General features: G+C 72.4%; 28 protein-coding genes. 13 read left to right on the top strand and 15 right to left on the bottom strand.

The features are described from left to right. Positions 1 to 78 precede the first annotated feature (78 nt). Positions 79 to 2,457 carry a ricin-type beta-trefoil lectin domain protein gene (locus IO39_RS59170; RefSeq protein ID WP_043633231.1) on the bottom strand — a complete coding sequence of 793 codons (2,379 nt, stop codon included), beginning with the start codon at positions 2,455 to 2,457 and terminating at the stop codon, positions 79 to 81. Positions 2,458 to 2,755: 298 nt separating this feature from the next. Between IO39_RS59170 and IO39_RS35920 the strand changes: the two genes are divergently transcribed. The 3 genes from IO39_RS35920 to IO39_RS51305 all read left to right on the top strand — a co-directional run bounded on the left by IO39_RS35920 (position 2,756) and on the right by IO39_RS51305 (position 4,525). After that, positions 2,756 to 3,496 carry a FadR/GntR family transcriptional regulator gene (locus IO39_RS35920; RefSeq protein WP_043633229.1) on the top strand — a complete coding sequence of 247 codons (741 nt, stop codon included), beginning with the start codon at positions 2,756 to 2,758 and terminating at the stop codon, positions 3,494 to 3,496. Between the two features lie 238 nt (positions 3,497 to 3,734). After that, complete coding sequence (locus IO39_RS35915) at positions 3,735 to 4,133, top strand: SgcJ/EcaC family oxidoreductase (RefSeq protein ID WP_043633227.1); 399 nt, start codon at positions 3,735 to 3,737, stop codon at positions 4,131 to 4,133. Further along, positions 4,130 to 4,525: a hypothetical protein gene (locus tag IO39_RS51305; protein WP_052423803.1), complete on the top strand. Its 396-nt coding sequence runs from the start codon at positions 4,130 to 4,132 to the stop codon at positions 4,523 to 4,525. The genes IO39_RS35915 and IO39_RS51305 overlap by 4 nt, the downstream gene beginning before the upstream one ends. A gap of 31 nt (positions 4,526 to 4,556) precedes the next feature. On the opposite strand, the gene IO39_RS35905 is transcribed toward IO39_RS51305, so the two are convergent. Together IO39_RS35905 and IO39_RS55205 are read right to left on the bottom strand one after the other, a co-directional pair. Then, positions 4,557 to 4,964 carry a hypothetical protein gene (locus tag IO39_RS35905; protein ID WP_084774056.1) on the bottom strand — a complete coding sequence of 136 codons (408 nt, stop codon included), beginning with the start codon at positions 4,962 to 4,964 and terminating at the stop codon, positions 4,557 to 4,559. Then, a complete protein-coding gene (locus IO39_RS55205; RefSeq protein WP_157549361.1) occupies positions 4,955 to 5,125 on the bottom strand; it encodes a hypothetical protein in 171 nt (56 codons plus the stop codon). The genes IO39_RS35905 and IO39_RS55205 overlap by 10 nt, the downstream gene beginning before the upstream one ends. Before the next feature lie 326 nt (positions 5,126 to 5,451). On the opposite strand from IO39_RS55205, the gene IO39_RS35895 reads away from it, so the two are divergent. Beyond that, a complete protein-coding gene (locus tag IO39_RS35895) occupies positions 5,452 to 6,009 on the top strand; it encodes a hypothetical protein (RefSeq protein WP_157549358.1) in 558 nt (185 codons plus the stop codon). Between the two features lie 167 nt (positions 6,010 to 6,176). On the opposite strand, the gene IO39_RS35890 is transcribed toward IO39_RS35895, so the two are convergent. Then, entirely contained in the window at positions 6,177 to 7,268 is a 1,092-nt protein-coding gene (locus IO39_RS35890; RefSeq protein WP_245642485.1) for an AI-2E family transporter, read from the bottom strand. Between the two features lie 249 nt (positions 7,269 to 7,517). Between IO39_RS35890 and IO39_RS35885 the strand changes: the two genes are divergently transcribed. Continuing rightward, positions 7,518 to 8,408: a YihY/virulence factor BrkB family protein gene (locus tag IO39_RS35885; RefSeq protein WP_052423802.1), complete on the top strand. Its 891-nt coding sequence runs from the start codon at positions 7,518 to 7,520 to the stop codon at positions 8,406 to 8,408. Here IO39_RS35885 and IO39_RS58205 read toward each other — a convergent pair. The 4 genes from IO39_RS58205 to IO39_RS35870 all read right to left on the bottom strand — a co-directional run bounded on the left by IO39_RS58205 (position 8,380) and on the right by IO39_RS35870 (position 10,362). Continuing rightward, positions 8,380 to 8,529 (bottom strand): serine/threonine-protein phosphatase, encoded by a 150-nt coding sequence (locus IO39_RS58205; RefSeq protein WP_245642484.1) that lies wholly within the window; start codon positions 8,527 to 8,529, stop codon positions 8,380 to 8,382. The genes IO39_RS35885 and IO39_RS58205 overlap by 29 nt on opposite strands. 344 nt (positions 8,530 to 8,873) lie before the next feature. Continuing rightward, a complete protein-coding gene (locus IO39_RS35880; RefSeq protein ID WP_084774052.1) occupies positions 8,874 to 9,197 on the bottom strand; it encodes an STAS domain-containing protein in 324 nt (107 codons plus the stop codon). Positions 9,198 to 9,410: 213 nt separating this feature from the next. Continuing rightward, positions 9,411 to 9,917, bottom strand: a complete 507-nt coding sequence (locus tag IO39_RS35875) for a DUF5994 family protein (protein ID WP_281200329.1) — start codon at positions 9,915 to 9,917, stop codon at positions 9,411 to 9,413. A gap of 190 nt (positions 9,918 to 10,107) precedes the next feature. Beyond that, positions 10,108 to 10,362 carry a hypothetical protein gene (locus IO39_RS35870; protein ID WP_043633213.1) on the bottom strand — a complete coding sequence of 85 codons (255 nt, stop codon included), beginning with the start codon at positions 10,360 to 10,362 and terminating at the stop codon, positions 10,108 to 10,110. A gap of 120 nt (positions 10,363 to 10,482) precedes the next feature. Here IO39_RS35870 and IO39_RS51300 point away from each other — a divergent pair, with 120 nt between their 5' ends. Beyond that, complete coding sequence (locus IO39_RS51300; RefSeq protein ID WP_052423800.1) at positions 10,483 to 10,848, top strand: MauE/DoxX family redox-associated membrane protein; 366 nt, start codon at positions 10,483 to 10,485, stop codon at positions 10,846 to 10,848. Positions 10,849 to 10,877: 29 nt separating this feature from the next. Here the strand turns inward: IO39_RS51300 and IO39_RS35860 are convergent, their stop codons facing one another. Further along, positions 10,878 to 11,720 carry a helix-turn-helix transcriptional regulator gene (locus IO39_RS35860; RefSeq protein ID WP_043633203.1) on the bottom strand — a complete coding sequence of 281 codons (843 nt, stop codon included), beginning with the start codon at positions 11,718 to 11,720 and terminating at the stop codon, positions 10,878 to 10,880. A gap of 88 nt (positions 11,721 to 11,808) precedes the next feature. Between IO39_RS35860 and IO39_RS59165 the strand changes: the two genes are divergently transcribed. Next, a complete protein-coding gene (locus tag IO39_RS59165; RefSeq protein WP_281200327.1) occupies positions 11,809 to 11,931 on the top strand; it encodes a hypothetical protein in 123 nt (40 codons plus the stop codon). Positions 11,932 to 12,002: 71 nt separating this feature from the next. After that, the gene (locus IO39_RS35855) at positions 12,003 to 14,201 is read left to right on the top strand and encodes an MMPL family transporter (protein ID WP_043633200.1); all 2,199 of its coding nucleotides are present in this window, start codon (positions 12,003 to 12,005) and stop codon (positions 14,199 to 14,201) included. Between the two features lie 31 nt (positions 14,202 to 14,232). Here the strand turns inward: IO39_RS35855 and IO39_RS35850 are convergent, their stop codons facing one another. After that, the gene (locus tag IO39_RS35850; protein ID WP_043633199.1) at positions 14,233 to 15,438 is read right to left on the bottom strand and encodes a cytochrome P450; all 1,206 of its coding nucleotides are present in this window, start codon (positions 15,436 to 15,438) and stop codon (positions 14,233 to 14,235) included. A 165-nt stretch (positions 15,439 to 15,603) separates the two neighbouring features. Between IO39_RS35850 and IO39_RS59490 the strand changes: the two genes are divergently transcribed. Further along, a complete protein-coding gene (locus IO39_RS59490) occupies positions 15,604 to 15,837 on the top strand; it encodes a MarR family transcriptional regulator (RefSeq protein ID WP_043633198.1) in 234 nt (77 codons plus the stop codon). Here the strand turns inward: IO39_RS59490 and IO39_RS35840 are convergent. Next, positions 15,824 to 16,444, bottom strand: a complete 621-nt coding sequence (locus tag IO39_RS35840) for a LysE family translocator (RefSeq protein WP_043633193.1) — start codon at positions 16,442 to 16,444, stop codon at positions 15,824 to 15,826. The genes IO39_RS59490 and IO39_RS35840 overlap by 14 nt on opposite strands. Continuing rightward, positions 16,444 to 17,967 carry a B12-binding domain-containing radical SAM protein gene (locus IO39_RS35835; RefSeq protein WP_084774050.1) on the bottom strand — a complete coding sequence of 508 codons (1,524 nt, stop codon included), beginning with the start codon at positions 17,965 to 17,967 and terminating at the stop codon, positions 16,444 to 16,446. The genes IO39_RS35840 and IO39_RS35835 overlap by 1 nt, the downstream gene beginning before the upstream one ends. A 356-nt stretch (positions 17,968 to 18,323) precedes the next feature. On the opposite strand from IO39_RS35835, the gene IO39_RS35830 reads away from it, so the two are divergent. After that, on the top strand, positions 18,324 to 19,694 hold the full coding sequence (locus tag IO39_RS35830; RefSeq protein ID WP_043633189.1) for an LVIVD repeat-containing protein: 1,371 nt from the start codon (positions 18,324 to 18,326) through the stop codon (positions 19,692 to 19,694). Between the two features lie 64 nt (positions 19,695 to 19,758). Here IO39_RS35830 and IO39_RS35825 read toward each other — a convergent pair whose 3' ends face one another. The 3 genes from IO39_RS35825 to IO39_RS35815 form a co-directional block, all read right to left on the bottom strand. Next, positions 19,759 to 20,631: a hypothetical protein gene (locus IO39_RS35825; protein WP_043633185.1), complete on the bottom strand. Its 873-nt coding sequence runs from the start codon at positions 20,629 to 20,631 to the stop codon at positions 19,759 to 19,761. A gap of 94 nt (positions 20,632 to 20,725) precedes the next feature. Then, on the bottom strand, positions 20,726 to 21,775 hold the full coding sequence (locus IO39_RS51295; RefSeq protein ID WP_052423799.1) for a CU044_5270 family protein: 1,050 nt from the start codon (positions 21,773 to 21,775) through the stop codon (positions 20,726 to 20,728). Continuing rightward, entirely contained in the window at positions 21,775 to 22,359 is a 585-nt protein-coding gene (locus IO39_RS35815) for an RNA polymerase sigma factor (protein WP_043633182.1), read from the bottom strand. Before IO39_RS35815 ends, IO39_RS51295 begins: the two co-directional genes overlap by 1 nt. A gap of 288 nt (positions 22,360 to 22,647) precedes the next feature. Between IO39_RS35815 and IO39_RS35810 the strand changes: the two genes are divergently transcribed. From IO39_RS35810 to IO39_RS35800, 3 genes are all read left to right on the top strand, one after another. After that, positions 22,648 to 23,664, top strand: a complete 1,017-nt coding sequence (locus IO39_RS35810) for an alcohol dehydrogenase catalytic domain-containing protein (RefSeq protein WP_245642483.1) — start codon at positions 22,648 to 22,650, stop codon at positions 23,662 to 23,664. Between the two features lie 187 nt (positions 23,665 to 23,851). After that, positions 23,852 to 24,319 carry a nuclear transport factor 2 family protein gene (locus tag IO39_RS35805; protein WP_043633176.1) on the top strand — a complete coding sequence of 156 codons (468 nt, stop codon included), beginning with the start codon at positions 23,852 to 23,854 and terminating at the stop codon, positions 24,317 to 24,319. A 241-nt stretch (positions 24,320 to 24,560) separates the two neighbouring features. Then, positions 24,561 to 25,517, top strand: coding sequence for a phosphotriesterase family protein (locus IO39_RS35800; RefSeq protein ID WP_043633172.1), 957 nt, complete (start codon positions 24,561 to 24,563; stop codon positions 25,515 to 25,517). Positions 25,518 to 25,519: the final 2 nt, after the last annotated feature.

The raw sequence follows: 25,519 nt of genomic DNA, 5'->3' as shown, positions 1-25,519 counted from the left end.
GCGTACGTCGTGGCCGGTCCCCGGAGCCGCGCGGGCGGCCTTTCGCGCGCGGCCGTCGGTCCGGGTGTCGTTGGAGGATCAGGGGCGGGCCCACTTCTGGCCGGCCGCGCCGGTGCAGGTCCAGATGCGCGCCCGGGCGCCGTTGGCGGTGCCGGCGGCGTCCAGGCATTTGCCGGCCCCTACGGCCGTGATGGTGCCGTCGGCGTTGTGGCGCCACTTCTGGTTGTCCTGGCCGTTGCAGGTCCAGATGATCACCGCGGTGCCGTCCGCCGTGCCGGCGCCGGTCACGTCCAGGCACTTGCCGCCGTACACGCGCAGCTCACCGGCGCCGGTCGAGGTCCACTGCTGGTTCGCCTGGCCGTGGCAGTCCCACAGCTGCGCCGCCGCGCCGTCGGCCTGCGAGGCGCCGTTGACGTCCAGGCAGCGGCCCGACCCCACGTGCTCGACCGGGCCCGTGGCCGCCGGGGGGCGGTTCCGGGGGCCGGCGGCGGCCATCACGGCCCGCGCGGCCGCCGGCCAGGCGCCGTCGGCGACCGTGACGTTGCCGTTCACCACGTTGCCGCGGTCGCCGTCGGTCACGTTGGTGGCGCCGTTGGTGGACCAGTTGCCGGTGACGGTGAAGTCGCCCATGTTCTCGCCGTACCAGTAGTTGGCGGTGGCCCAGGTGCCGGTGTTCGACAGCACGTTGTTCCTGACCGTGTAGTACCGGGAGCCCTCGTCGAAGTAGACGCCGAACCAGCCGTTGGTGCGCAGGCAGTGGTTGTCGCTGATCACCGCGCCCGGGTTCCACGACAGCGTGTAGATGCAGCCGCCGTCGGTCATCTGCCGCATGACGTCGTGCACGTAGTTGCCGACGAGCCGGTTGCCGGAGGCGGTGGTGGGGGTGGTGTAGCGCGGCTGGAAGTCGTACAGGCCGCGGCCGGCGTAGTGGGCGCTGCCGCCCGGCTCGTTGGCGCCCCAGCCGTACCCGATCGACATGCCGGTGTAGGGCAGGTTGTAGACCTCGTTGTGGGACACGTCGGCGCCGGTGACGTACGTGGTCAGGACCGAGACGACGCCCCGGTGGTCCAGGCCGAGGTCGTGGATGCGGTTGTCGCTGATGGTGATGTCCCGGTTGACCATCCGCGGGTCGCCCGGGTGGTGCGCGTCGGCGCGCACGCCGCCGGCCACGATGCCGCCGGCCGCGCTGTGGGCGATCTCCGACCGGGTGACCGTGATGCGCGAGGCGCCCAGGCCGACGCCGCCGGCGTGCGCGTTGGCGTCGTTGCCGATGCCGATGGCCGTCTGTCCCAGGTTGACGAAGCGCGAGTCGGAGAAGGTGATGGCGTCGGCCGCGGAGACCTGCACGGCGGCCGGCATCTGGTACCAGTGCGGCCGGGTCGCCTCGAACTCCCGGCAGCCCTGGTGGCAGGAGGCGAAGGCGGGCCGGCTCCAGTCGCCGGCGATGTACGCGCCGGTCTGCTGGTCCACGTAGCCCTGGTCGCCGCCGGGGCCGAGCCAGCTCGTGCCGGTGAAGGTGATCCCGCTGAACGAGATGTGGTGCGCGGGCGCGTCATAGGTGCCTCCCACGTGCACCAGCGACTGGAGCACCGGCAGCTCCACGCCGGCCTTGCCCATGTCCTGCCCGGGCAGCGGGATGTAGGACAGGGCGCCGGTCGCCGGGGCGAGGTGCCACTCCCCCGGCGCGTCGAGGAACTCGTAGGCGTTGACCAGGTAGAGCGGCCCCGCCCGGTGGGGGCTGGTGAAGGTGTCGTAGCCGAAGTTGTTGTTGCTCCAGGCGGGCTGCCGCATCGTGATGAGGTTGCCGCTGATGCCGCGCACCGGGGCGTACCGGTCGGTGAAGGAGCCGACGCTCTCCATCTCCACCCTGCCCGGGTCGGCGAGGTCGTTCAGGTAGCTCAGCGCGCCGCTGGTGAACCTCATCCCGGTGCCGCTCGCGGTGAAGTCGGACCGGTTGACGGTGGTGCGGGCCCGGGTGGCGAGCGCGCCATCGACGTACAGCTGCCGGGTGTCGGTCCCGGCGGGGACGTGGGCGCGCCAGATGTTCTTGCCCGCGTCGGCCAGGGTCCACCCGGTGACCGCCCTGGCTCCGCTGATGACCGGGGTGGCCCCCGGCGCGGCCTGCCATCTGACGAAGTGGCCGTCGCCGCCGGAGTCGGCGGCGGTCAGCCGGAGCGGCGCCGGCAACCGGTAGACCCCGCCGGCCAGCTCCACGACGATGTCGCCGGACATCGCGTCGTTCAGCGACCGCACCGCGGTCTGGGCCGCGGCCAGCGAGCACGGCTGGGCGGCGGTGCAGGCGGTGCCGGTGCCGGCGGGGGCGGCGTACAGGGTCGTGGTGGCCGCCCGGGCCGCGGTGGCGGGGGCGGACGCCGCGGTGGCGGGGGTGGGGGCGGCGAGGACGGACGCCGCGGCCAGCGTGGCGGCGGCGACACCGGCCAGGAACGGTCTCGGCATCGTGACGGGCGAAGGTAAGGGCACAGTCGTTCCTTCGGGAGGTAGGGGCGCCGGCCTCGCCCCCATTACCCGTGGAGTATGAATGACCGTCAAGAATGTAAGCCTGCTTATTTCGTCATTCGCCCCTGGAGGCGCTGGCGTGGTGCCCGGAATTCTCCGGAGCGAGCTGGGGCGATGTCGGACTCCGCCCATGTTCGGGTCAGCCTCGGACCGATGAACCTTTCACATGAGTCGTACTCATCAGGCCGGGAAGACGGCACGTCCGTCATACTCTGGGCAACGGCGAGGAGGAAGCACGGTGACCGACGCCCCGCGCGAGAGCGGATACCGGCCGGGCTACGAGGTGGCGGCCGAGCAGGTGCTGGAGTTGATCGTCAGGCTCGGGCTGCGTCCGGGCGACCGCATGCCGACCGAGCACGAACTGGCCCGGCAGCTGGGCACCAGCCGCACCGTCGTGCGCGAGGCCGTGAAGATCCTGTCCGCGCTCGGCCGGGTGCGCGCCCAGAAGGGCCGCGGCCTGTACGTGGCCGACGGCGAGGGCATGTTCGGCGCCGGGCGCTGGGGGCCCTTCTTCCTGCCGGCCGACCTCGACCACGTCTACATGCTGTTCGAGTTCCGCCGGGCGCAGGAGATGGAGACCAGCCGGCTGGCCGCCCGCCGCGCCACCCCGGCCGAGCTGAGGGCCGTCGAGGAAGCGGCCGGCCTGTGCCGCCAGGGCTACGAGAGCGGACGCGAGGAGCTGTTCAACGAGGGCGACGACGCCTTCCACACCGCCGTCGCCGCCGCCTCGCACAACATGTTCCTCCAGGTCGCCGTGCGGGAGGCCCGCAGGCTGCAGGCCCAGTCGAGCCTCATCGGCCTGCGCGGCTCCGTCGGCGGGCACGCCGCCCAGGCCGTGGAGGAGCACGACGCCATCTACCAGGCCATCCGCGCCGGCGACCCCGAGGCGGCCGCCCGGGCCGCGGCCGCCCACATCGACAACACCCTCGACGACTACCGCAGGGAGATCCAGCAGCGCCTCTTCTTCTCCTCCCACTGACCCGGCCGGCCCGCCCGGTGGCACGGTGACGCCGTCGCCGGCCAGGCCCGGAGACGGCATTGACGGCATCGCGGGAAACGGCCGGCGACGGCCCGCCGCCCCCGACAGGCCTCAACCACGGCCGGGCCGACTCGGGCGGCCAGCACTTCTCAGGCGACCAGCTATACTGCAGTTTGCACTAAAGGAGTGCGGTCGCGCTATAGTGCAAACTGCAATAACAACGACGAGGAGTCGCGCCATGTCCGACGACCGCACCGCGTCCGAGAACGCGGAGGTCTCCGCCCTGCTCACCCGCCTGGCCGAGGCGTGGAACGCGGGCGACGCCGCCGCCTACGCCGCCGTCTTCACCGAGGACGCCGACTACATCTCCTTCGACGGCGCCCACAGCCAGGGCCGCGAGAGCATCGAGTCCTCGCACCGATGGCTCTTCGAGGGGCCGCTCAAGGGCTCCACCATGTCCGCCCCGGCCGGCACCCGGTTCAAGAGGCTGGCCGACGGCGCCGTGCTGGTGATCTCGGCGGGCGGCACCGCCGTCGACGGCCGGCAGCGCGACTCGACCGTCTCCTTCACCGCCGTCCGCACCCCGGAGGGGTGGCGCCTGGCCTCCTTCCAGAACACCCGGGTGTCGCCGCGATGAGGAAGAAGCCGCTGGCCGAGGTCGCGGGCGTCCTGGAGGCGCCCGTCGCCGCGGTCTGGAACGCGCTGGCCGAGGAGCTGCTGCCGGAGGGCGGGCGCTCGGGCCGTTTCACCATCCAGGACGCCCCCGGCCACACCTCCACCGTGGAGGTGGCCGGTCACACCATCGCCATCCAGGGCGGCTGGTGGTACCGGGGCGAGTGGAGCGTCGTCCCGCACGCCAAGGGCGCGCTGCTGGTCCACCGCGTCTTCAACGTGGCGCGGCGGGGGCGCTGGGCCGTACCGCTGGCCAACCGCCTGTTCCTCGGCCTGGCCGGGGACACCCGCGCGGCGTTCGCCGACAGGCTCGCCCGGGTGGGACGCCGCCTGGGCTGCTCCGCCCGCCCGGTCTGAGGCTTCCCACCGCGAACGGACGGCGTGCGGCTCAGCCGAGACCCACGTGCGGCAGCCGCAGATGAATCCCCAGCAGATACAGGCAGCACAGCAGGGGCGGCGCGAGCAGCGCGCACACCCGCGAGCGCCGCCCCAGCCAGAGCACCGCCACCAGCAGCACGGCCGGCGACAGCAGGCACACGGTGGAGAGCGCGGAGAGCGTCCAGCCGGGACGGTCCAGGCAGGGCGCGGCGGCGCCCACGCCGCAGTCCCCGATGTTGATGAGCAGGCCGATGGTCACCAACCCGCCGAAGAACCACACGAACGCGCCGGCCAGGACGCCGGCCACATGGGCGTTCTCCTGCGACCGTGCACGCTCCGGGCCGCCGGCGTGCCGGGCACGCCGGAGGTCGAGCGCGGCCGCCACCATCATGGCCCCGGTCACGGCGGTCATCGCCACCGTGGCCAGGGCCCACGCCCGCCCGTCACCCCGGACACGGGGTCGCCGAACACGTCGGTGGGGGCGAGCCGCCGCGACTGCCCGGCGAAGGCGAGAACCGCCATGACGGGCACCGCGGCCCACCCGGCGAGGGCGATGACGAGAGGAGACGCCTTCCTCATGAGCCCGGACACCATGCGAGTCGCCGCCCCCCAGCGAGGTCGATCATGAACGTGTACGGTACCCCGCTCGCGACCGGCGCGCAGTCCCCGCCCCGCCTCGGTGACGCCGAAGCGGTCCGGCACGGCCTCCGAGCGCAGGAAGCCGGGCGTGATGGCGACGGCCGCGATCCCGTACGGCCTCAGCTCGACCGCGAGGCCGCGCCCGCCGCCACCGCGCCTCCGGCGACCAGGGCCACGCGTCCGGTCAGCGTCGGCGTGTCGGTGGTCATGCTTCCGCTACGGGGCCGCCGCCGTGCCTGGCCGGCGGGCGGCGTAGTGTGGGAGTCGTGACGGATCGTGATGTGCCGGCCGGCCCGCCGCATGAGGCGGTGGCTCCGGTGACCGCGCTCGTCGACGCCTGCCGCCACTTCGCCACCCACGTCCGGTTGCTGGCCGACCAGCTCGGTGCGGTGGAGTTGAGCGACGACGACGTCGAGCGGGTCCACGGTGCGGTGCATCAGGTCTTCACCGCGGCGGGGCTGGCGGGCGCGCTCGCCACCGGGCTGCAACGGCACACCGGCGAGCAGGACTGTCCCCACTACAACGTGCTCACCGACGCGGAGTGGGCTCCGCTGGCCGATGGAGGCCGGCACGGGCGCAGGGCCGTCTACGGGTGCGAGCTGCAGCCCGGCCACCCGGGCCCGCACGCGGCGCACGTCCAGGTGCTGCCCGGGCCGGACCGGTTCATCTGGATCCGCTGGGACATCCGCGCCCGCGAACTGGTCACGCTGCCGCCCTGCCCGGCCGAACGCGCCGACCCCGACCCCGACCCACGCTCCCCCTACGGTGACGAACCGGCGCCGTGCCTGCTGTTCGAAGGGCACGTCGGACCGCACCGTTACTAGCCCGGACGTCATTCGGGCCTCGATGCCGGCCGCCGCTCCCCCGCAGATCATTGATCAGGGAAACGGCAGCCGCCCGTTCCCGGCCTGCCGGACGGTGTCTGGACCGGCGGTTCGCGACACCGAGGATTTCCAGCGCCGGCATTCGGGTCCGCGTCACCGCCGGTGAATCACCGTCCGGGATTCTGCTCGGGCTCCTTCCCAGCCGGTACGGCCCCCGCCCGTGGTTCCCGGGCCGGCCCTGCCGGGAGGGGGATCGGATCGTCCTTGAAGAGCTCGGGCACGGCCCGGTAGAGGATGGCGGTGATCGGCACGGCCACGACGGCGCCCGCGATCCCGGCCAGGATGCCCCCGACGGCCAGCACGATGATGATCGCCAGCGGGTGGAAGTGCAGCACCCGGCCGACGATCAGCGGCTGGAGCACGTGGTTCTCCAGCTGCTGCTCGACGACCAGGATGCCGACGAAGATCAGCGCGTAGATCGGGCCCTTCGCGCCGAGTGTGACCAGCGTCGCGACCGCACCGGCGAACAGGATGCCGACGATCGGGATGAAGCTCGCCAGGAAGATCAGCACGGCCAGCGCCGCCCAGAGCGGGACGCCCATGACGGCCAGCACCAGACCCATGAGCACGCCGTGCACCGCGGCCACGGCCACAGTGCCGTGCACATAGTGGGACAACGTGGCCCAGGCTGTGCGGCCGGCGCGGTCCACCCGCGGCGCCATCCGGCCGAACCCCTTGAGGAACCAGGACCAGATCCGGTCACCGTCCTTGAGCAGGAAGAACGTCACGAACAGCAGGAGCACGATCGAGGCCAGGACCTCCACCACCACCACGGTGCCCGCGAGAACGGTCGAGGTGATCTGCTGCTGCCGCTCGCTGATCAGCTTGGCGATCTCGTCCACCCAGCGGCTGAGCTGGAGGGGCTCCAGGTGCAGCGGGCCGGTGTAGAGCCAGTTCTCCACCGTCTCGGCCGTCTTCCTTACCTGTGTCACCAGGCCGGGGAACTCCGCGCCGGCCCGGACGCCGATGATCCAGCCCGTCCCGCTCAGCACGGCCAGCGCGACGAGCATGGTGACCCAGGTGGCGTAGATCGGCCGCAGGCCCGACGCGCGCAGGCGGCGGGTGAGCGGGAACAGCAGCGCGGTCAGCAGCAGGGCGACCGCGACCGGCAGGGCGACGATGCGCATCGCCGCCACGAAGCCGAACACGTAGTTGGCCACGATGCCGATGACGATCAGGCAGGCGCACCACGCGGCCATCCTCGCCAAGGTGGCAGGCACTAACCGCAACAGGCGCTCCTGAGGTGGGTTCATGTACGAAGCCTGCCCCACCCGCCGGAAATAGGCGCGGGTTCAGGCTTCGAGGCAGGGACAAGGAAGAATAAACTTCGCACCACGGGTAGGTCGTCCGCCCGACCAGCTTCTCACGACGGCACGGTGAGCCATTTTCTGTGGAACGACTGCGGCGCGCGATCCCGACCACCTTCCGCCGGCGTACCGGGCCCGGTCATGAGCGCCGCCCGGCGCTGGGCCGGCCGGATGACGGCGGGCTGGAAGAACGCGAGGAACCGGCACGGCTGGCTGGACCACGCGGTGCGCGCCCTGGTCCGCTACGACCAGGCCGACGGCGGCCGGCTGTCGGCCGCCCTCACCTACTACGCCTTCTTCGCCACCTTCGCCCTGGCCCTGCTGGGGTTCGCCATCCTCAGCCGCGTGCTGGGCAATCCGGCGGTGCTGACGGAGATGCAACGCTACCTGAGCGACACCTTCCCGCGCCTGGACGTGCAGGCGCTCCGTGACGCCGGCGGGACGGCCGGGCTGGTGGCCTGTGTGGCGCTCCCGCTGACCGGCCTGTTCTGGATGGACACGCTCCGCTCGGCGACCAGGGCGATCTGGCGGCTGGAGGAGTATCCGGGCTCCTTCTTCCTGCGCCAGCTCATCGACCTGGGCATCGTGGCCGGCCTCGGGGTGCTGCTCTCCCTGTCGCTCACCGTCGCCTTCGCCGCCGAGTGGACGCTGACCTGGCTCGCGGTGCACACCATGGGCGTGGACGCCACCCCCACCCGCTGGATGCTCTTAGTGGCGGCCTTCGTGCTCAGGATCGCGGTCAACACCTTGCTGGCCATGGCGCTGCTGACCGCGCCGCCACGGCTGCGTCTGCCGCTGCGCCGGGTCATCGGCCCGGCGCTCGTCATCACGATCGGCCTGGAACTGCTCAAGACCCTCGGCCAGGCCCTGCTCAACCTCACCGCCGCCAACCCCGCCTACCAGGTCGTCACCGGGGCGGTGGCGATGCTGCTCTTCCTCAAGGTGCTCAATCAGCTCATCCTGTTCGCCACCGCGCTGGCGGCCACCAGCACCACCGGAGAGGTCACCGACCTGGCCGCCCGGCCGGATTGAGGGGCTCCTGCTGCTTGGCGCGCCACTCGACGGTCAGCACGGTCGCGTCGTCCTGCAGCCGGCCGCGCCGGTGCTCCAGGATGCGCTGGATCAGGCGGCGCAGCGTCTCCGGGGCCGGCACGCCGTCGGCCTCGCGGCGGATGACGAAGTGGACATCCCGCAGCCGAGCGCCATCGGCGGGCCGGGCACGCCGGTCAAGCTGGCGACCTGCCGGCCTCCCCGGAGGACCAGGGGCGGGTGGTGCCCCCGGTTGACCCAGGTCAGCCGGCCGACCGGCCGTACCGGGCGACCAGGCCGGGCAGACCCTCCATCGCCGACAACCGGGTGCCGTCCAGCAGGCCGCCCAGCATCCGCTCACCATCACCCGTCACCTTGACGCCCTCCCCCTCACACTAGGTCGTCGCCCCCGCGCAACGCGCTTCTTCCAGGCGTGCTGACCAGGGTGGACGCGCGGGGGAAGGCCGGTCACGCCATGATCGGGAATCGGTGGTCCAGGCCGCTGACGCGCAGCAACCGGGCCACGCGCGGGGGAACGCCGGTCAGGGCCAGCGTGATGCCCCGGATCCTCGCGCGTTCCTGCACGCCGACCAGCACGCCGAGCCCGTCGGCGCCGCAGAAGGTGACCCGCGACAGGTCCAGCACGAGCAGGCCGGTGCTGAAGGCCAGCGCGCTGGTCAGCCGCCGGCGGAGCCGGGGCGTGGTGAAGAGGTCGATGTCTCCCGACAGGCGCACGACGGTGGGCGCGCGGGCGCTCGTCCCGCTGAGCGGGGCGTTGCCGATGACGGTCATGGAAGTCTCCTTAAGGGAGAAGCTGAACGGTGATGAGAGGCCTGCCGGCCGGAGATCGGCCCGCCACCAGTGAGGGTGGCGTCTGGGCCGCTCGATCCGGCCGGCAGGCGGTAAGCGGGTCACGCCGGCGCGGACCGTCCGGTACGTGACGAGGTCGCCTGCCGGCCGACACGTGAGAGGCCCCTGCCCTCCGGCGGCCGGGATCGTCCCGGTTCATCCGGCGGGCCGGGCTGCCGGCGCTCGCCGCGGCGGATGCGCCGGCAGGCTCGCCAGGGTCAGGATGCCCTCGGGCGTCAGGCCGGCGGTGTCCTGGACGGTGAGCCTGAGCGCGGCCTCGGCGGCGCCGGCGGCGGTGCCCGGCGGGATGACCAGCAGGACGACCGGCTCGCCCCCGGCGAAGCTGAGAGTGATCACGCGCGGGTCGGTGTGGCGGAACCAGCCGACGCGGACCTGCCGCCCCCGTGCCGGGAGCCGGCGCGGAATGCGCCGCCAGGCGTCCTGGTGCACGCCCACCCGTAACGTGGTGCGGCCCAGCCGCTGGTCGACGGCGGCGACGAGGGCCGGCAGTTCCGCCGCGGCGTCGCGGGAGCCGGGCCACCAGGCGCCGTCCACCACGGCCCGCAGATCCCGCGCCGGGTGCAGGCTCAGTCGCGGCGTGGCATCGGATCGAGAGGTCGCGGGGTTGTGGGGTGCCGGTTGAGGAAGAGCTGTCGGCGTCATGTCGCCTGGCCTGTCCGGGCCCCTCCGAACGGGGCCGGTAGCGGTGGTTCGCCGGGGGCGACGCGACCTGGCTGCCGGCGCTCGAAAAGTCCTCGGTGTCTCCAGTCTACCTCACGGTTCCGGAATTTCGGGATTCCGGAACCGGGGCAGCCGCGTGCGACGGCATCCGGGCTCGTCGCTCACAGCGCGTTCACCAGGGAATCTGCAGGGCCCAGAGCTGATTGGACGGGAAGCAGGTGTACCAGGGCCACAGACCGGTGCTCACGCCCCGCCGGCCGACGGAGTGGCAGCTCTCGGAGCTGGGGTAATAGCCGTAGATACTGGCCATGGCGGACGTGGCGGTGGCGGTGGCGGCCGGAGCGGTGGCGCCGGCCGGGGTCGTGGTGCCGAACAGCGCGGCCAGGCCGAGGCCCGCGACCGCGAGACGTAAGACTGCTCTCCTCATGACTCTCCTCACCTGCGGATTCACCAGTAACTATTAGTTAATTTTACTAATAGAAGACAGTTGCACAAGGCTGCGGGACGCACTGGAAACCCCAGGGCCGCCGGGGCATGGCCGCTCGGCATGGTGGCGATCCCGGCCGGCGGGGCCACCGTGGTGAGCGCCGCGGTGATCCTCTCCGAGGCGTCCGTCATCGTGCTGCTGGCGGTCCGGCCGGCGGCACCGGCCGGCTTCGTGCTGGCCGGCGCCGTGCTGCTGGCGTTCAGCGCGGGAATCGCGCGGGCCGTACGCACCGGCGGCCGCACCCCCTGCCCCCGCCTGACCCTCGCCCCGGCCACCCGGCGGACGAGCACCCGATCCCCGGATCGGTACACCGGCAGCATGCTCGGCCCGGTCACCCGCACGATCACCAACCGGCGCCGGGCGATGACGAGCACACCGGCGGCCACCGCCAAGAAGATCACCAAGAACCGCACGGGCTCACCCTAACCGCGCTCCCCCGGACGCGGGCGCGGCGGTCAGCCGGGCACGTTCATCCGCTGGGTGCCGATCACCGAGACCAGCCGCAGCGCCTCCTCAGCCGGGGAGCCGGGGTCGGCCGTGTAGATCACCATCTGCTGGTCCCGGTCGGCGATGTCCAGCACGTGGCAGTTCAGGGTGATGGGGCCGACCAGGGGGTGGTGCAGGGTCTTGCGCAGGCTCGGCCCAGGGGACACGTCGTGGGAGCTCCACAGGCGGGCGAACTCCGCGCTGCCGGCCAGGAGCTCGGCCACCAGCTCCGTCACCTCGCGGGCGCCGGGGTAGCGGGCGGAGGCGGCGCGCAGCCGCCGGGCCGCCTCGTGGGCGAACCCGGCCCGGTCCGATTCCGCCAGGACCGGCCCGGACCCGTTCAGGAAGGCGTACCGGATCAGGTTGCGCTCGCGCGGGGGCAGCGCGGAGAAGTCCGCCATGAGGGCGGCCGCCAGGTCGTTCCAGGCGATCACCTCGTAGGTGGCCGACAGCACGAACGCGGCGGCCCGCGGCAGCCGCTCCAGCAGGTCGAGGATGTCGCGGCGCACCTCACGGCACGGGCCCGGCGGCGGTCCTGGCGGCTCGCCGGCCAGGTGGTGCAGGTGCTCGCGCTCGGCGTCCGACAGGCGCAGCGCCCGGGCGAGCCCGCTCAGCACCTCGCGGGACGGGCGCGGGGCGCGGGCCTGCTCCAGGCGCGTGTAGTACTCGGTCGAGATGTAGGCGAGCTGGGCCACCTCCTCGCGGCGCAACCCGGGCGTACGGCGCCGCCGCCCGGCCGGCAGGCCCACGTCGGCGAAAGAGATCCGCTCTCGCCTGCTGCGCAGGAAGGCGGCCAGTTCCTGTCTGTCCACCCTTCCACTATGCGGGGCCGGCGCCGGGCCCAGCCAGGTACCGCCGGTGCCTGGCTGAGCCTCGCGCTCCGGCACCAGGCTCGGCGCCATGACTGATGACACGAGAACGGGCCTGCTGGCCGGCAAGGTCGCCTTCGTCACCGGCGCGAGCCGCGGCATCGGCGCCGCCACCTACGGCCCGGAGGGCATCCGGGACGGCGGCCTGAGATGAGCGGGCAGGACAGGCGGCCCGCGAGCGCCGGGGAGGCGCGGCCGGTCCGGGAGCGCGCGGGAGGAAGCGCCGTGTTCTCGTGGCTGGGACGCGTCGGCTACGCGCGCAGGCGCGCGTTGCTCGCCGGGGCCGCCCTGTTCGTGGTGCTCGCCGGGGTCTGGGGAGGCGGCGTCTTCGGCGTCCTGAGCACCGGCGGGCTGGAGTCCCCGGAAGCGGAGTCGTACCGGGCCACCGAGCTGCTGGAGGGCCACTTCGGGCACCGGCCGGCGCAGGCGGACGCGGTGGCGGTCTACAGCGACCCCACCGGCAGGCTGTCGGTGGACGACCCGGCCTTCGAGCGGGCGGTGACGGCGGCGCTCGGCAGCCTGCCGGCGGCCAAGGTCGCCTCCTGGACCAGTTACTGGAGCGCGGGGCTCACCGAGGAGCAGCGCGCCGGCTACGTCTCCAAGGACCGGCACGCCACGCTGGCGACGATCGTGCTGCGCGGCGCGGACAGCGAGGAGCGCCTGGCGGCGTACGGCGAGATCGAGCGGCAGGTCCGCGCCCAGGGGCTGGAGACCCACGTCGCCGGCGGCTCCACCAGCGTGTTCCACCTGCAGCGGCTCGCCACCGAGAACCTGGCCACCGCCAACATGATCTCGCTGCCGATCCTGCTGCTCCTGCTGCTGGTCGTCTTCCGGGGCGTGGTGGCCGCCGCCGTCCCGCTCGCCCTGGGCATCGTGGCCGTCCTCGGCTCGCTGGTGCTGCTGCGCGCCCTGACGTACGTCACCGACATCTCGATCTTCGCCATGGAGATCTCGATGCTGCTCGGTCTGGGCCTGGCCATCGACTACGGGCTCTTCATGGTCAGCCGGTTCCGGGAGGAGCTGGCGCGCACCGCCGGTGACGTGCGGCGGTCGCTGGTGGCGACGATGAACACGGCCGGGCACACGGTCGCCTTCTCCGGCCTGACCGTCGTCATCGGGCTGTGCGGGCTGCTGTTCTTCCCGCAGCCGATCTCCCGCGCGTTCGGCTTCGGCGGCATCGCGGTCGTCCTGTTCGACCTGCTGGCCGCGCTCGTCGTGCTGCCCGCCGTATTGGCGGTGCTCGGCCCCCGGATCAACGCGCTGAGCCTGCCCTGGCCGCGCCGCCGGGCCCGTGCCGTCACCCGGGAGGACCGGGCGTGGCGGTGGCTGGCCACCTCCGTCACCCGAAGGCCGCTGCCCTGGCTGACCGGCGGCCTGCTGGCGCTGCTGATCGCCGCCGCCCCGCTGCTCTCGCTCCAGCAGGGCCTGACCAACCACCGCTACCTGCCCGCCGGCAACGAGGGCCAGGTGGTCCCCGCGATGCTGCGCGAGGACTTCCCCCAGAACGGCCCCGCCGGCACGCGGCTGGACCTCGCCGTCGCGGGGCCGGTGGACCGGGCGGCCCTCGACGGCTACCTGCGCTCCGTCGAAGCGCTTGAGGGTGCGGGTACGGCCGGCGTCCATCTCGCCGACGCCGGGCTGACCTGGGCCACCGTCGCCTACCGGGGCGAGGCCGACGACGCGGCCAACCTGGAGCTGGTCCGGCGGATCAGGGCGCTCGACCCCCCGGCCGGCGCCACCGGGGTCCTCGTGGGCGGCCCCGGCGGGCCCGCGGTCAGCCTCGACAACAGCGACGCCACCACGAGGGCGCTGCCGTGGGCGCTGGCCTTCATCGGCCTGTCGACCCTGGTGCTGCTCTTCCTCGCCTTCCGGTCCGTGCTCGTACCGCTCAAGGCCGTCGCCGTCGCCTTCCTGTCCCTGGCCGCCTCCTGCGGCCTCATCGTCTGGGGCTTCCAGGAGGGCGGCCTGGCCGGGCTGATGGGCTTCCCCGTGGTGGGCACCACCGACGTGTGGGCGCTGGGCCTCATCGTCACCATCGCCTTCGGCCTGGTCACCGACTACGAGATGTTCCTGGTGAGCCGCATCAGCGAGGAGTACCTGGCCACCGGCGACAACCGGCACGCGATCATCGCGGGCCTGCGCGGCACCGGCTCCCTCATCACCCGCGCCGGGCTGCTGATGGTCGTCGTCCTGGCCACGATGGGCTTCACCGCGACCTCGCTGTTCCTGATCACCATCGGGGTCGGGCTCACCTTCGCCGTGGTGATCGACGCCACCCTGGTCCGCGCGATCGTCGTGCCCGCCGCGATGCGGCTGCTCGGCGGGGCCAACTGGTGGCCGTCCCGGCCCCGCCGGCCGGGCGAGCGCGCGGACGTACGCGAGCCGGCGCCGCGGACCGGGGCGGCGAGCGGACCGGCCGGGTGAGTGCAGCGGGGGCCGCCGTCGCGTGGCCGGGTCAGCCGAAGCGCAGCGGGAGCGTCTCCGGCCCCTGGATCCCGAGCGGCCCCGGCCGGGGCACCGCTCCCGCCACGGACGGCGGGCCCAGCCGGGTGGCGAGGACGGACAGCGCCTCGCCCACCTCGACGCGGGCCAGCGCGGCGCCCAGGCAGTGGTGCGGGCCCGCGCCGAACTGCAGCGGAGGCGCCTCCCTGGCCACGGTGATGTCGAACCGGTCGGCGTTCTTGTACGCGCGGGGGTCGCGCTGCGCGGCCTTGACGCACATGGTGAGGTACGCCCCCTTCTCGATCGCCAGCCCCTTGTAGTCGAAGTCCTCGCCGGCGAAGCGGTAGACGCTGCCCGAGGAGGGCTGCCAGCGCATCACCTCCTCGACGGCCTGGCTCGCGAGCTCCGGCTGCCGGCCGAGCAGCGTCCACTGCCCGGGATGCCCCGCGAAGGCGATCATGGCGTTGGCGAGCTGGTGGCGCGTCGTGTCGTGGGCGGCGAACACGAGGGTGACCAGGAGGTTGCGCAGCTCGTCCCGGCTGACCTGGCCGTCACCGGCCCGGTAGGCGGCGACCAGGTCGGAGCTGAGGTCGTCGCCCGGCCGCGCCAGCTTGTCGTCGATCAGGTGGTCGGCGTAGTCGTTCAGGCCGTTGACCGCGTTCTCCAGCCGGGCCACGACGTCGTCGCCGCCGGACAGGCTGAAGACCAGGCCGAGGTCGGCGGTCCAGGTGCCGAAGTGGTCGTAGTCCTCGGGCCGCACGCCGAGCAGCCGGCACATGACCGCGAGCGGCAGCCGGATGCCGAACTCGGCGACGAAGTCGTGCGTGCCGCCGTCGTCCAGCGGGTCGGTGAGCCGCTCGGCCCGCTCCCGGACGAACGGCCGCAACCGGTCCACCCGGCGGGCGGTGAACGCCTTGTTCATCAGGCCGCGCAGGCGGCGGTGCACGTCGCCGTCATGGTTGACGATCATCGGCACGAACCAGTCGTAGACCGGGCCGCCGGTGATGCCGTGCGTCTCCATGTAGCGCCGGCCGTCGTGGATCATCCGGCGGTCGCGCAGCAGGTCGCCGGCCTCCTCGTAGCGGAGCACGAGCAGGCCGAAGGGGCTGTCGGCGTACCAGCTCTCCGCCTGCGCGGCGTAGACCTCGGGGGCCTCGAAGTCGAACGCGGGGTCCAGGACGTCGAGGAACGGGACATTCGGGGCTGCGTGTGTCGCCACGCCATCCTCCTGCGGAATTCGCACCTGCGTCGATGCGTGCACCTCCAGCCTCTTCCGGCATCCCCCGCCAGGAAAGTAACGCTTCACTGACTTGCCGAATACCGGTCAGCCCCATGGTGCGGCGCCGCAGCGGTTCACGACTTCGAGGAGCGCTTCGCCACGCTGATGGTCAGGACGGGGCTCTCCCGCATGACGGCCAGGGTGCTGGCCTGCCTCTACGCCACCGACAGCGGCAGCCTCACCGCCGCCGAGCTGGTCCGGCGCGTCCAGGCGAGCCCGGCGTCGATCTCCAAGGCCATCGGCCGGCGCCGGGTCCTCGCCACCCGGCGAGCCGCGGACCGGGAAGGCCGGAGCGAGGCCGCGGCCGGATCTTCGAGGCCCGCGGCTACCGGGCCGTGAGGAGCTGGAGCAGGGACCAGGCCGCGAAGCCGAAGAAGACCACGGCGACGATCCGGCTGATCACCGGGGCCGCTCTCCGGTACGTCTCCCGTACCATCCCCAGACCCGACAACCAGGACAGCAGCACTCCCGACGCGAGGCTGCCGAGGAGGGCCGCGGCGAGGAACAGCGGGATCGTGGCGGGCGTCAGCACCTCGATCCGCTCGCCGAGCAGCGCGGTGAAGATCGCGAGGGTGACCGGGTAGCTCTTCGGGTTGGTCACGCCGAACACGGCGCCGCGCAGGACCGCGCGCCGGCCGTCCGGGATCGCGGCCCGCTGCGGGGCGCGCGCGGACGCCAGCGCCCGCCCGCCCAGGTAGCTCAGGTAGCCGGCGCTCGCCACGGTCAGCGCGGTGAAGAACACCGGCGAGACGAGCTGCACCCAGCGCAGCGCCACCAGCGCGAGCGCGGCCCAGAGCAGGTCGCCGGCCAGATGTCCCAGCACGAAGCCGAGACTGCTGCGCCGGCCGCCGCCGGCTCCCAGGTGCAGCACCATCAGCACGCCCGGCCCCGGGGTCAGGACGACCAGGGCGCAGGACAGGACGGTGGCGGCCAGGAGCGAGAGCACTACTGCGAGCCGAGCGTGCTCTGTGTGATGCGGCCCGACCCGGTGACGGTGCCGCACCGTTCGGCGTAGGAGCGGATCGCGTGGGTGGCGTCGATCAGCTCGTCCCAGCCCGCGTGACTGAAGATCGTGCACCAGTCCTTGGAGACCTCGTCGAAGTCCACCAGGTCGGTCGAGCCGTACTTGTCCGGCATGCGGTCGAGCAGCTCCTCGTCGAGGATCTCGAACCCCCGCTCCTTGGCCACCTGCCGGGCCAGGTCGGGGTTCATCAGCCACGTGCCGGTCAGCGCGCCGAAGTCCGGGTAGAGCGGCTGGGCCTCCAGCGAGGCCATCATCTCGTTGTCGATCAGCCACCGGCCGAAGCGGACCGTGTTGTCCAGGCTCTCCGGCGTCTCCCCCGGGCCGCCCAGCACCAGCGAGCCGTGGATCAGGATGCCGGCCTCCTTGAACAGGCGGCAGGCCCGCCGGTTGTTCTCCAGGCTGTCGCGCGGCCCCTTGAGCACCTTGAGCATGCGGGTGTCGCCCGCCTCCAGGCCCATGTTGACCCGGTAGACGCCGAGCCGGCGATACAGCTCGACCAGCCGGGGCGTGGTCTCCGCGGCCTGGGTGTAGACGAAGAACTTCGGCTCGCCGATGTCGTCCGGCCTGGCCTCGACCACGGCCTGCACCCAGCGCGGAGAGCTGCTCATGCTGTCGAACGCCTCGTAGAAGATCGAGGCGGAGATCTGCTCCTGCGCGGCGCGCACGTCGGCCCAGAACATCTCCGGGGAGGAGAAGCGCAGGCTCAGGTCCATGATGCCGCAGAAGTGGCACGGCGACTTCACCCGCGCGCAGCCACGGGCGCGGTTCATCGTGGTGACGCCCGTGACGGTCTCACCGGCGTGGAAGGCGCCGTAGCGGCCGAGGTAGTTGTCCAGGTAGCTGCTCCAGTTGGCGCCGGGCATCAGCGTACGGTCGGGCACCGGGATGGCGTCCAGGACCCCGGCGCGCAGCGCTCCCCCGCTGCCCTTGATCTCCTCGGGAGGGATCTCCGGGAGGTGGTTGCGGGCGATGCCGCCGGGCGTGCGGTACAGCAGCTCCGGCACCGACTCGATCGGGCGCTCCCCGTCCAGGGCGCCGACCAGGGCCGACAGCGCGAACTCGCCGACATCGGCGGCGCAGACGTAGTCGACGGCCTCGCGGTGCCGGAGGATCCGCTCGCCCATGGCGGTGGCCTGGTCGTTGCCGAAGACCGTGACCGCGCCGGCCTGCTTGCCGAGTTCGGCCAGGCGGAGCGCGTTTCCGTACGAGGTGGCCAGGACCCCCACGCCCAGCACGTCCGGGTCGAAGTCCGCGAGCAGCCGCTCGATCTCCTCCATCGGCGTGATCTGCCCGTCGACGGCGATCACGTCCACGTCGGGGTGGTCGCGCTTGAGCACCGTCGCCAGCGAGACCACCCCCAGGGCCGGGAACGTGCCGTCGTTGGCGATGGAGGAGACGTCCGCGTCACTGCCGGCGTTCACGAGCAGGACACTGCGCACTTTCATGGATCGAGTTCCTCTCTGAGGGATGAACTGATTCCACGGCCGGGTCCGTCGGCGGACGCGCCGGCCGTCAGTGCAAGGTGATCTCTTCCTTCACTCTCACCCATCCGGCCGGACAGGCTCAATGCCCTGGACAGAGGAAGTTGACTTTCGTCATCGGTCATGGACAACAGGCACGATCGGGGCATACAAGGCCGACGCCTTTACAATGCAGATTTCCATGGCCGGGGCAGCGCCGGGACCTGCGCGCCAGAGCGAGGGTCATCCCTGTGACGCCCGCGTAAAGATGATCTTTCGCGTGCTTTTGCGCCCGGTTCGTTTGGCTGGTCATGCTCTTGATCGTCTACGTGAGGAGAGACGTGGAAGACCGGCACCCGTCACGGCGGCAGGCGTTGCGCACCTCGCTGACCGCGGCCTCCGCGCTGGCGGCGGCTCACGCGGCCGCCACCCCGGCCCGGGCGGACGTCCCGCGGCCGGGCCCGAGGGGCCAGCACGCCCACAACGTCGAACTCGTCGGCTACACCGACCTGGACCACCGGCCGGCCTTCAAGATGGCGGTCCGGCGCGTGGGTGACCGGTGGTTCCTCTACACCGGCCACTTCTGGGACTCGGGCTGGAGTGTCGTGGAGGTCACCGACCCCCGCCGGCCGGAGGTGGTGGCGTTCGTGCCGGGCCCGGCGGACACCTGGACGCTCCAGGTCGACCTGCACGGCGACATCATGGTCACGGCACTGGAGCAGATCTTCCCGAACTTCGGCGGCGACCCGCAGGCCGCCTTCGAGGAAGGCTTCTACATCTGGGACATCAAGGACCCCGTACGCCCCCGCCGCCTCGGCCACTACCGGACCGGCGGGACGGGCACCCACCGCAACCTCTACCCCGGCGGGCGCTACGTGCACGCGGCGGCGGGCGCGCCGGGATTCCGCGGCAACATCTACGTCATCGTCGACATCGCGGACCCGGCCCGGCCCAGGGAGGCGGGCCGCTGGTGGGTCCCGGGCCAGCGTGACGGCGAGGATCGCCCGCCGCCGTCCGAGCGGCCGCACACGCACGGCTTCTGCTGCGCCAACGGCGCCGACGTGTCCCTGCACGGCCCGCCGTACGTCGCGGGCGACCTGGTCTACCTGCCGTACGGCGCGGCCGGGCTCGTCGTGCTCGACATCTCCGACGTCAGCGCGCCCCGGCCCGTCGGCGGCCTGAACTTCAGCCCGCCCTTCCATTCCCGGTTCGGCGTGCACGGCGTGCTGCCGATCCCGGGCAGGAACCTCGCCTTCGCCAACTCCGAGGACGTCTCCTACGGCAAGGGGCCCGCGCCGCACGCCTCGATCGTGGACATCTCCGACCCGGCCCGGCCCTGGCTGGTGTCCCTGTTCCCCACGCCCGAGCCGCCGCCCGGGGCGCCGTACCCGGACTTCCCGAGCAGGGGCGGCTGGAGCGGGCCGCACAACATCAACCACCACCAGCACCATCCCGACGTGCAGCGCCAGGGCGACCTGTTCTACATCGCGCACTTCAACGCCGGCCTGCGGATCTACGACGTGTCCAACCCCCGGCTGCCGCGCGAGGTGGGCTGGTTCCTGCCACCGGACCCCACCCGCAGGTACGGCCCCATGCCCGAAGGCCGGCTCGTGACGCAGACGGAGGACGTCGTGGTGGACCGGCGCGGCTACATCTACATCTCCGACAAGAACCAGGGCGTGCACATCCTGCGCTACACGAGCCGATCCTGACAGGAGGACCATCGCGGCGCCCGGCGCCGGCCGGGATCGACGGGCCGGCGCCGGGGTGCCGGGGTCAGGCGAGCTTGCGGTAGATCCGCGACGGGATCGCCTGGGCCGCGCCCTCCCGGCCGAACTCCTGGTAGACCCGCGAGGTGATCTCCATGGCCTTGGGAGCGTAGGCGGGGTAGAAGTCCTTACCGCACTCCAGGTCCTTCAGCGCCGCCTTGATCTCCTTGTCCAGGTACGGCCTGGCCTGCGCGGGCTTCAGGTCCGGCCGGAGGACGACGGTCTCGCCCTTGGGCAGCTCGCCCTTCCACTCCTTCCTGGCGACGTCCGAAGCCTGCCGCACGACCTTCGCATGGCTCAGGCCGTCCAGCGCGGTCGGCTCGGTCCGGCCGACGCCCAGGCACGCGGCGAACTGCCTGCCCAACCGGACGAGCCGCTCGTCCCGGTCGAGGACGCCCAGCGCCTTGCGCACCGCCGCTTCGAGCCGGTCGTGGTAGTCCTCCTGGGAGGTGACGGTCTTGCCCAGCACCTCCTTGACCGCCCGGGAGAAGCAGGACTCGTCGGCGGCGCGCCACTTCTTCAGCTCGCCGGCCGGCAGCGACCTCAGCGTCTTGTCGTTCGGGTTCTCGTGCCGGACCGGGTTGACGACCTCGTCCTTCGGATAGACGTTCGCCGACCAGACGCCGAAGCCGTACTTGGCCCGGTACGCCCGCAGCGCCTCCAGATCACCCGCGAGCCGCTCCTTCTCCCCGGGCTGCCACGTGTACCGAGGCTCCGGGGAGGCCACGTACGCCAAGCCCCGCTCCGTCATGCAGGCGACGCGCCCGGCCTCCAGCCGCGTCTGCTTCTCGTACGCGGCGGCGTCCCCCGACGGCGGCGCGGTGAGGCCGCCGAACGAGCCGGCGAGCAGGGTGGCCGCGATCGCCTTGGCGATGAACATGGATGTGCTCCTTCTTCCTTGAGGGCATGCCGATCGAGCCGAGGGCATGCGAAACAGAACTCACGGCCGGAAAGGCCGGATCAGGGGGAAAGTCTCAGCAGGGGATCTTCATCCGGGACGCCTTAGGCGACACCTCGGGCAGGGCGGGGGCGAGATCGACGGTGAGCACCGCGGTGCCGGTCACCGTGCCCTTCTTCTCGGTGTAGTCGCCGCCGGTGGGCGTTTCCACCGTGCGGTCCCTGGTGGTCACGGTGCGCTCGCCCAGATAGTGGTAGGTCGTCCGGTCGAAGATCAGCTCCGACCGGGTGCCGTTGCCCTCGTCCATGGCGACGGCCAGGCCGGGGCGGCCGGCGGCGTCCACGGCGTCGCCGATGAGCGTGATGCCGTCCAGCCCGGCGGCGACCTGGTACAGCGCGGCGCCCAGGCTGGGCCGTACCACGGACTCGCGGACCAGGCTCTGCAGGGAGTGCCAGACGCGCAGCGGCTCCTCCCCCGTGCCGGCCACGATCTTCGCGCGCACCCGGGCGGGGTCCGTCGGCCAGGCGCCCAGCCGCGCGTAGGCCGGCCGGCCGGGACAGGCTCCCGGCTCGTACACGATGTCCTCGACGCCGCGGTCCCAGTACTTGCGGGGCGCCGGTCCCGTGGCCGACAGGTTCCGGCTGCGGCTCAGCCAGGGCCTGCCCACGTCGGCGGCCTCCCACCGCTCCTGGCTGACCATCACCTTGGTGGCCAGCGTCCGGCCCGACTCGTCCTTGGTGTGCAGGCTGTGCTGGGCCAGCGTCTTGGTGTGCACGTACTGGCCGCGGGCCGGCACCGTGTCGGGCCGGCCGGCGGCGGCCCGGGCGGCCAGGGTGAGCAGCGCCTCGGCGTCGGCCGGAGGGGCGGCGAGCAGATGCCCGGAGGTACCCGGGTCGGAGCCGCCCAGGCTCACCTGGGCGGCGATGATGCCGCCGGTGAGCAGCACCGCCATGGCGCCGGCCAGGGCCACGCGCCGGATCGACAGCGCGGCGAGCCACCTGCGGCGCGGACGATCCGGCCGGGACGCCCGGGTCAGGCGGAGGAGGCGGTCACGCCCCTTCGCCGCCGCCTCCGGCGAGGGCTCGGGCTCCGCGAACACGGCTTCGATCAGCTTCAGCTCGTCCATCACCACTCCCCGATCGGGTTGACGTCGCCCAGGGCCTTGCGCAGCTTCTTGCGCGCCCTGTTGATCCGGGACCCGACGGTCCCCACCGGTATGTCCAGAGCGGTGGCGATCTCCTCATAGCCCAGCCCGCCGAAGACGAGCAGGAACACCACGTCGCGATCGCCCTTCGCCAGGCCCTTCAGCCCCCGTACGAGCTCCGGCCGGCTGGCCTGCGCCGCGAGCTGCGAGGTGACCCGATCCTCGTGCCCGTCGACGGCGTCCTCGGCCGTCACCTTGCTGAGCGCGTTCAGGCGGCGGCCCTCCCTGCGGCGGTGGCGGGCCACCACGTTCGTGGCGATGCCGAACAACCACGACCGCACGGTGCCCCGCTGCGGGTCGAAGCCGTGCCTGCCGTTGAACGCGAGCAGGAAGGCGTCGGCGACCAGGTCCTCGGCCTGCTCGCTGCCGAGCCGGGCGGCCAGATAGCGGTAGACCTCCGTGAAGTACCGGTCGTACAGGAGGGCGAAAAGTTCGGGACTGTCCAGTGACCGCTCGACCACCGTGACGTCTTCCATCACATCGTTGGCGTCAGGTGGTGCAGTCATGGCGTCCTTCCGAAGGCAACTGTCGCCCAGTGTTCGCCGCTCGGCAGGTTTTCTTCACGCCGGATCCCGTCCGGTGCGCTCGGGGGTCCAGATGGTGGTCCTAGGCGGTGGTCCTAGGTGATGTTCCTAGGCGATGTTCCTAGGCGATGTTCGCCGACGCGTCGGCGGTGCGCGGGCTGTGACGATGAAGACGCGTTCCGAGACGGGCCGCGACACCCCACACGGCCGAGCGGGATGGTCCGCTGTTCTCCCACCCGCTCCGCCGATCCCCTGGAAGGAGTTTCGCCAATGACGAAGCAGATGAAGGCCGTCATCGTCCCCGACGTGAAGGCCGCTTGGGAGGTGCGGGAGCGGCCCGTCCCGGAGCCGGGGCCGGGCGAGGTGCTGGTGCGCGTCCACGCGTGCGGGATCTGCGGCACCGACCTGTGGATGGCCCACGGGGTGCTGTCGTTCCGGGAGTTCCCGCTGCTGATGGGGCACGAGGGCGTCGGCGAGGTGGTGGCGCTGGGCGCGGGCGTCACCGAGCGCAAGATCGGCGACCGGGTCGGGCTGCCGATGATGCAGAAGCGCTGCGGCGCCTGCGACTTCTGCCGCGAGGAGCACCCGAACAGCTTCGTCACCGCCGGCAACTGCGCGAGCCCGACGCTGACCGGCGTCAACGTCGACGGCGCCCTGGCCGAGTACGCCGTCGCCGACGTCGGGGGGACGGTCCTGCTCCCGGACGGGATCTCCTACGAGGACGCCGCGCCCACGGTGTGCGCCGGCTACACGACGTGGGCCGGCATCCGCCGGGCCGACGCCAGGCCGGGGGCCCGCGTCGCCGTCGTCGGCGTCGGCGGCATCGGCCACTTCGCGATCCAGTTCGCCAGGGCCGCCGGCTACCACGTCATCGCGGTGACCCGGCCCGGCAAGCACGATCTGGCCCGCGAGCTCGGCGCCGCCGACGTCGTCACCGACGGCGCGGGGCTCAAGGAGATCGGCGGGGCCGACGTCCTGCTGCACACCAGCAGCTCGCACGCCGCCGCCATCGACGCGATGACGGGCCTGCGGCCCTGGGGCAAGCTCGTGCTGATGGGCCTGGCCGAGGACGAGATGATCCTGCCGGCACTGCCGCTGACCACGCACAGCCACCAGATCATCGGCTCGGCCCACAACGGCCTGGAGTACCTCGCCGAAGCCCTCGACATCGTGGCACGCGGCCAGGTCAAGCCGATGGTCGAGCTGTTCCCCCTGGAGCGCGTCGACGACGCCTATCGCAGGGCCGCCGCCGGCGAGGTGCGCTTCAAGGCCGTCGTCACGCTCTGACCGGCACCCGGCGGCGGGCAGCAGCCGGAGGCGGGCGTCCACCGAGCTGATCGACGCGGGCGCGGTAAGCCTGGGAGCGCCGCTCCTGGGTGAACCGCGCCCTGCCGGAGATCCACGATGTGCGCCACTGTTGACGGCAGCGCGACACCAGCGCGCACGAACGGTTTCTCCTTCACGGGGAGTGGTGATGAACACGAGGAACGACATCGAGACCCGGCTCCAGACCCTGGAGGACAAGGACGCCATCCGCGGCCTGCTCATCAAGGGCTGGCGCGCGCTCGACCGGAAGGACTGGCAGACCTGGATCGGCTGCTGGCACCCCGAGGCCGAGCTGGCCTTCGGCCCCTGGGAGCCGCTGCGGGGGCGCGAGGCGATCCTCCGGACGGTCCGGGACGCGGAGTCGCCGTACGCGGCGATGATGCACTACGTGCACAACACGCACTTCGAGATCGACGGCGACCGCGCCACCGGTGTCGGCTACATGCTCTTCGTCGGCGTCCCCGACGGGACGGCGACCGGAGATCACTTCGACATGGGCGGGTTCTACGACTGGGAGTTCGTCCGCACCTCCGAGGGCTGGCGGGTGCTCAAGCAGCACCTGACCCTCACCTGGCGCCTCGGCGCCGACACCCTGGGCGCCTTCGTCGACGCCTGAGCGCCGACGGGGCCGGACGCGAGCTCGCGCCCCTTGCGCAGACGGCCGAACTCCGGATGACCGGCTTTCGCGGCGGCGGCCCGTGACGCGGGCGCGCCGGGCGGCCGGGCAGGCCGGCCCGGACCCCGCCCCGCGGGCGACCTCGCGGCGTCCTCGACCGGCGCGAGGTCGCCGGGCCCGGACCTTGACAGGACGTGGGCCCTCATTCACTCTTGATCGCTGAACGACGCGAGGAGGCACCGTGGCCACGATTCCCACCGCGGCCGGCACCATCGACAGCTCCGAGCTGGGCAGGACCCTCGCCCACGAGCACGTGTTCGTGCTCGGGACCGAGTATCAGCAGAACTATCAGGACTGGGACGAGGAAACTCGGGTGGCCGAGGCCGTCACGGCCCTGGCCGAGCTGAAGTCGCTCGGCATCGACAGCATCCTCGACCCGACGGTGCTGGGGCTCGGGCGGTACGTGCCGCGCGTGCGGCGCATCGCCGAGCAGGTTGACCTCAACATCGTGGTCGCGACCGGGCTCTACACCTTCTGCGACCTGCCGTTCCAGTTCCACTACAACGGTCCCGGCCTGCTGTTCGACATGCCCGAACCGCTCACCGAGCTGTTCGTCAGGGACCTGACCGAGGGGATCGGGGACACGGGGGTCAGGGCCGCGTTCCTCAAGTGCGCGATCGACACGCCCGGCCTGACGCCCGGGGTGGAGCGCGTCCTGCGGGCGGTGGGCCAGGCGCATGTGCGCACCGGCGCTCCGGTCATGGTGCACACCAACCCGCACACGCAGTCCGGGCTGGTGGTCCAGCGGGTGCTCGCCGAGGAGGGCGTGGATCCGTCGAAGGTGCTGCTCGCGCACTGCGGCGACTCGACCGACGTCGACCACCTCGCCGAGCTCGCCGACGCCGGCTCGCTGCTGGGCATGGACCGCTTCGGGCTCGACGAGCTGCTGCCGTTCGAACAGCGGGTGGACACGATCGTGCGGCTGTTCGAGCGCGGGTACGGCGACCACCTGGTGATCGCGCACGACGCCTCGTGCCACATCGACTGGTACACCCCGCAGGACGCAGCGAGAGTGGCTCCGCGCTGGCACTTCCGGCACATCAGCGAGGACGTCCTGCCGGCGCTGAAGGCGCGCGGGCTGTCCGACGACGACGTGGACACGCTGCTCGTCGCGAACCCGCGGCGGCTGTTCGAGTAGGG

Source organism: Nonomuraea candida, from assembly GCF_000725485.1.
GTDB classification, from domain to species: Bacteria; Actinomycetota; Actinomycetes; order Streptosporangiales; family Streptosporangiaceae; genus Nonomuraea; species Nonomuraea candida.
Note: the sequence above shows the minus strand (reverse complement) of the source record. Positions and strands in the feature narration are given on the sequence as shown.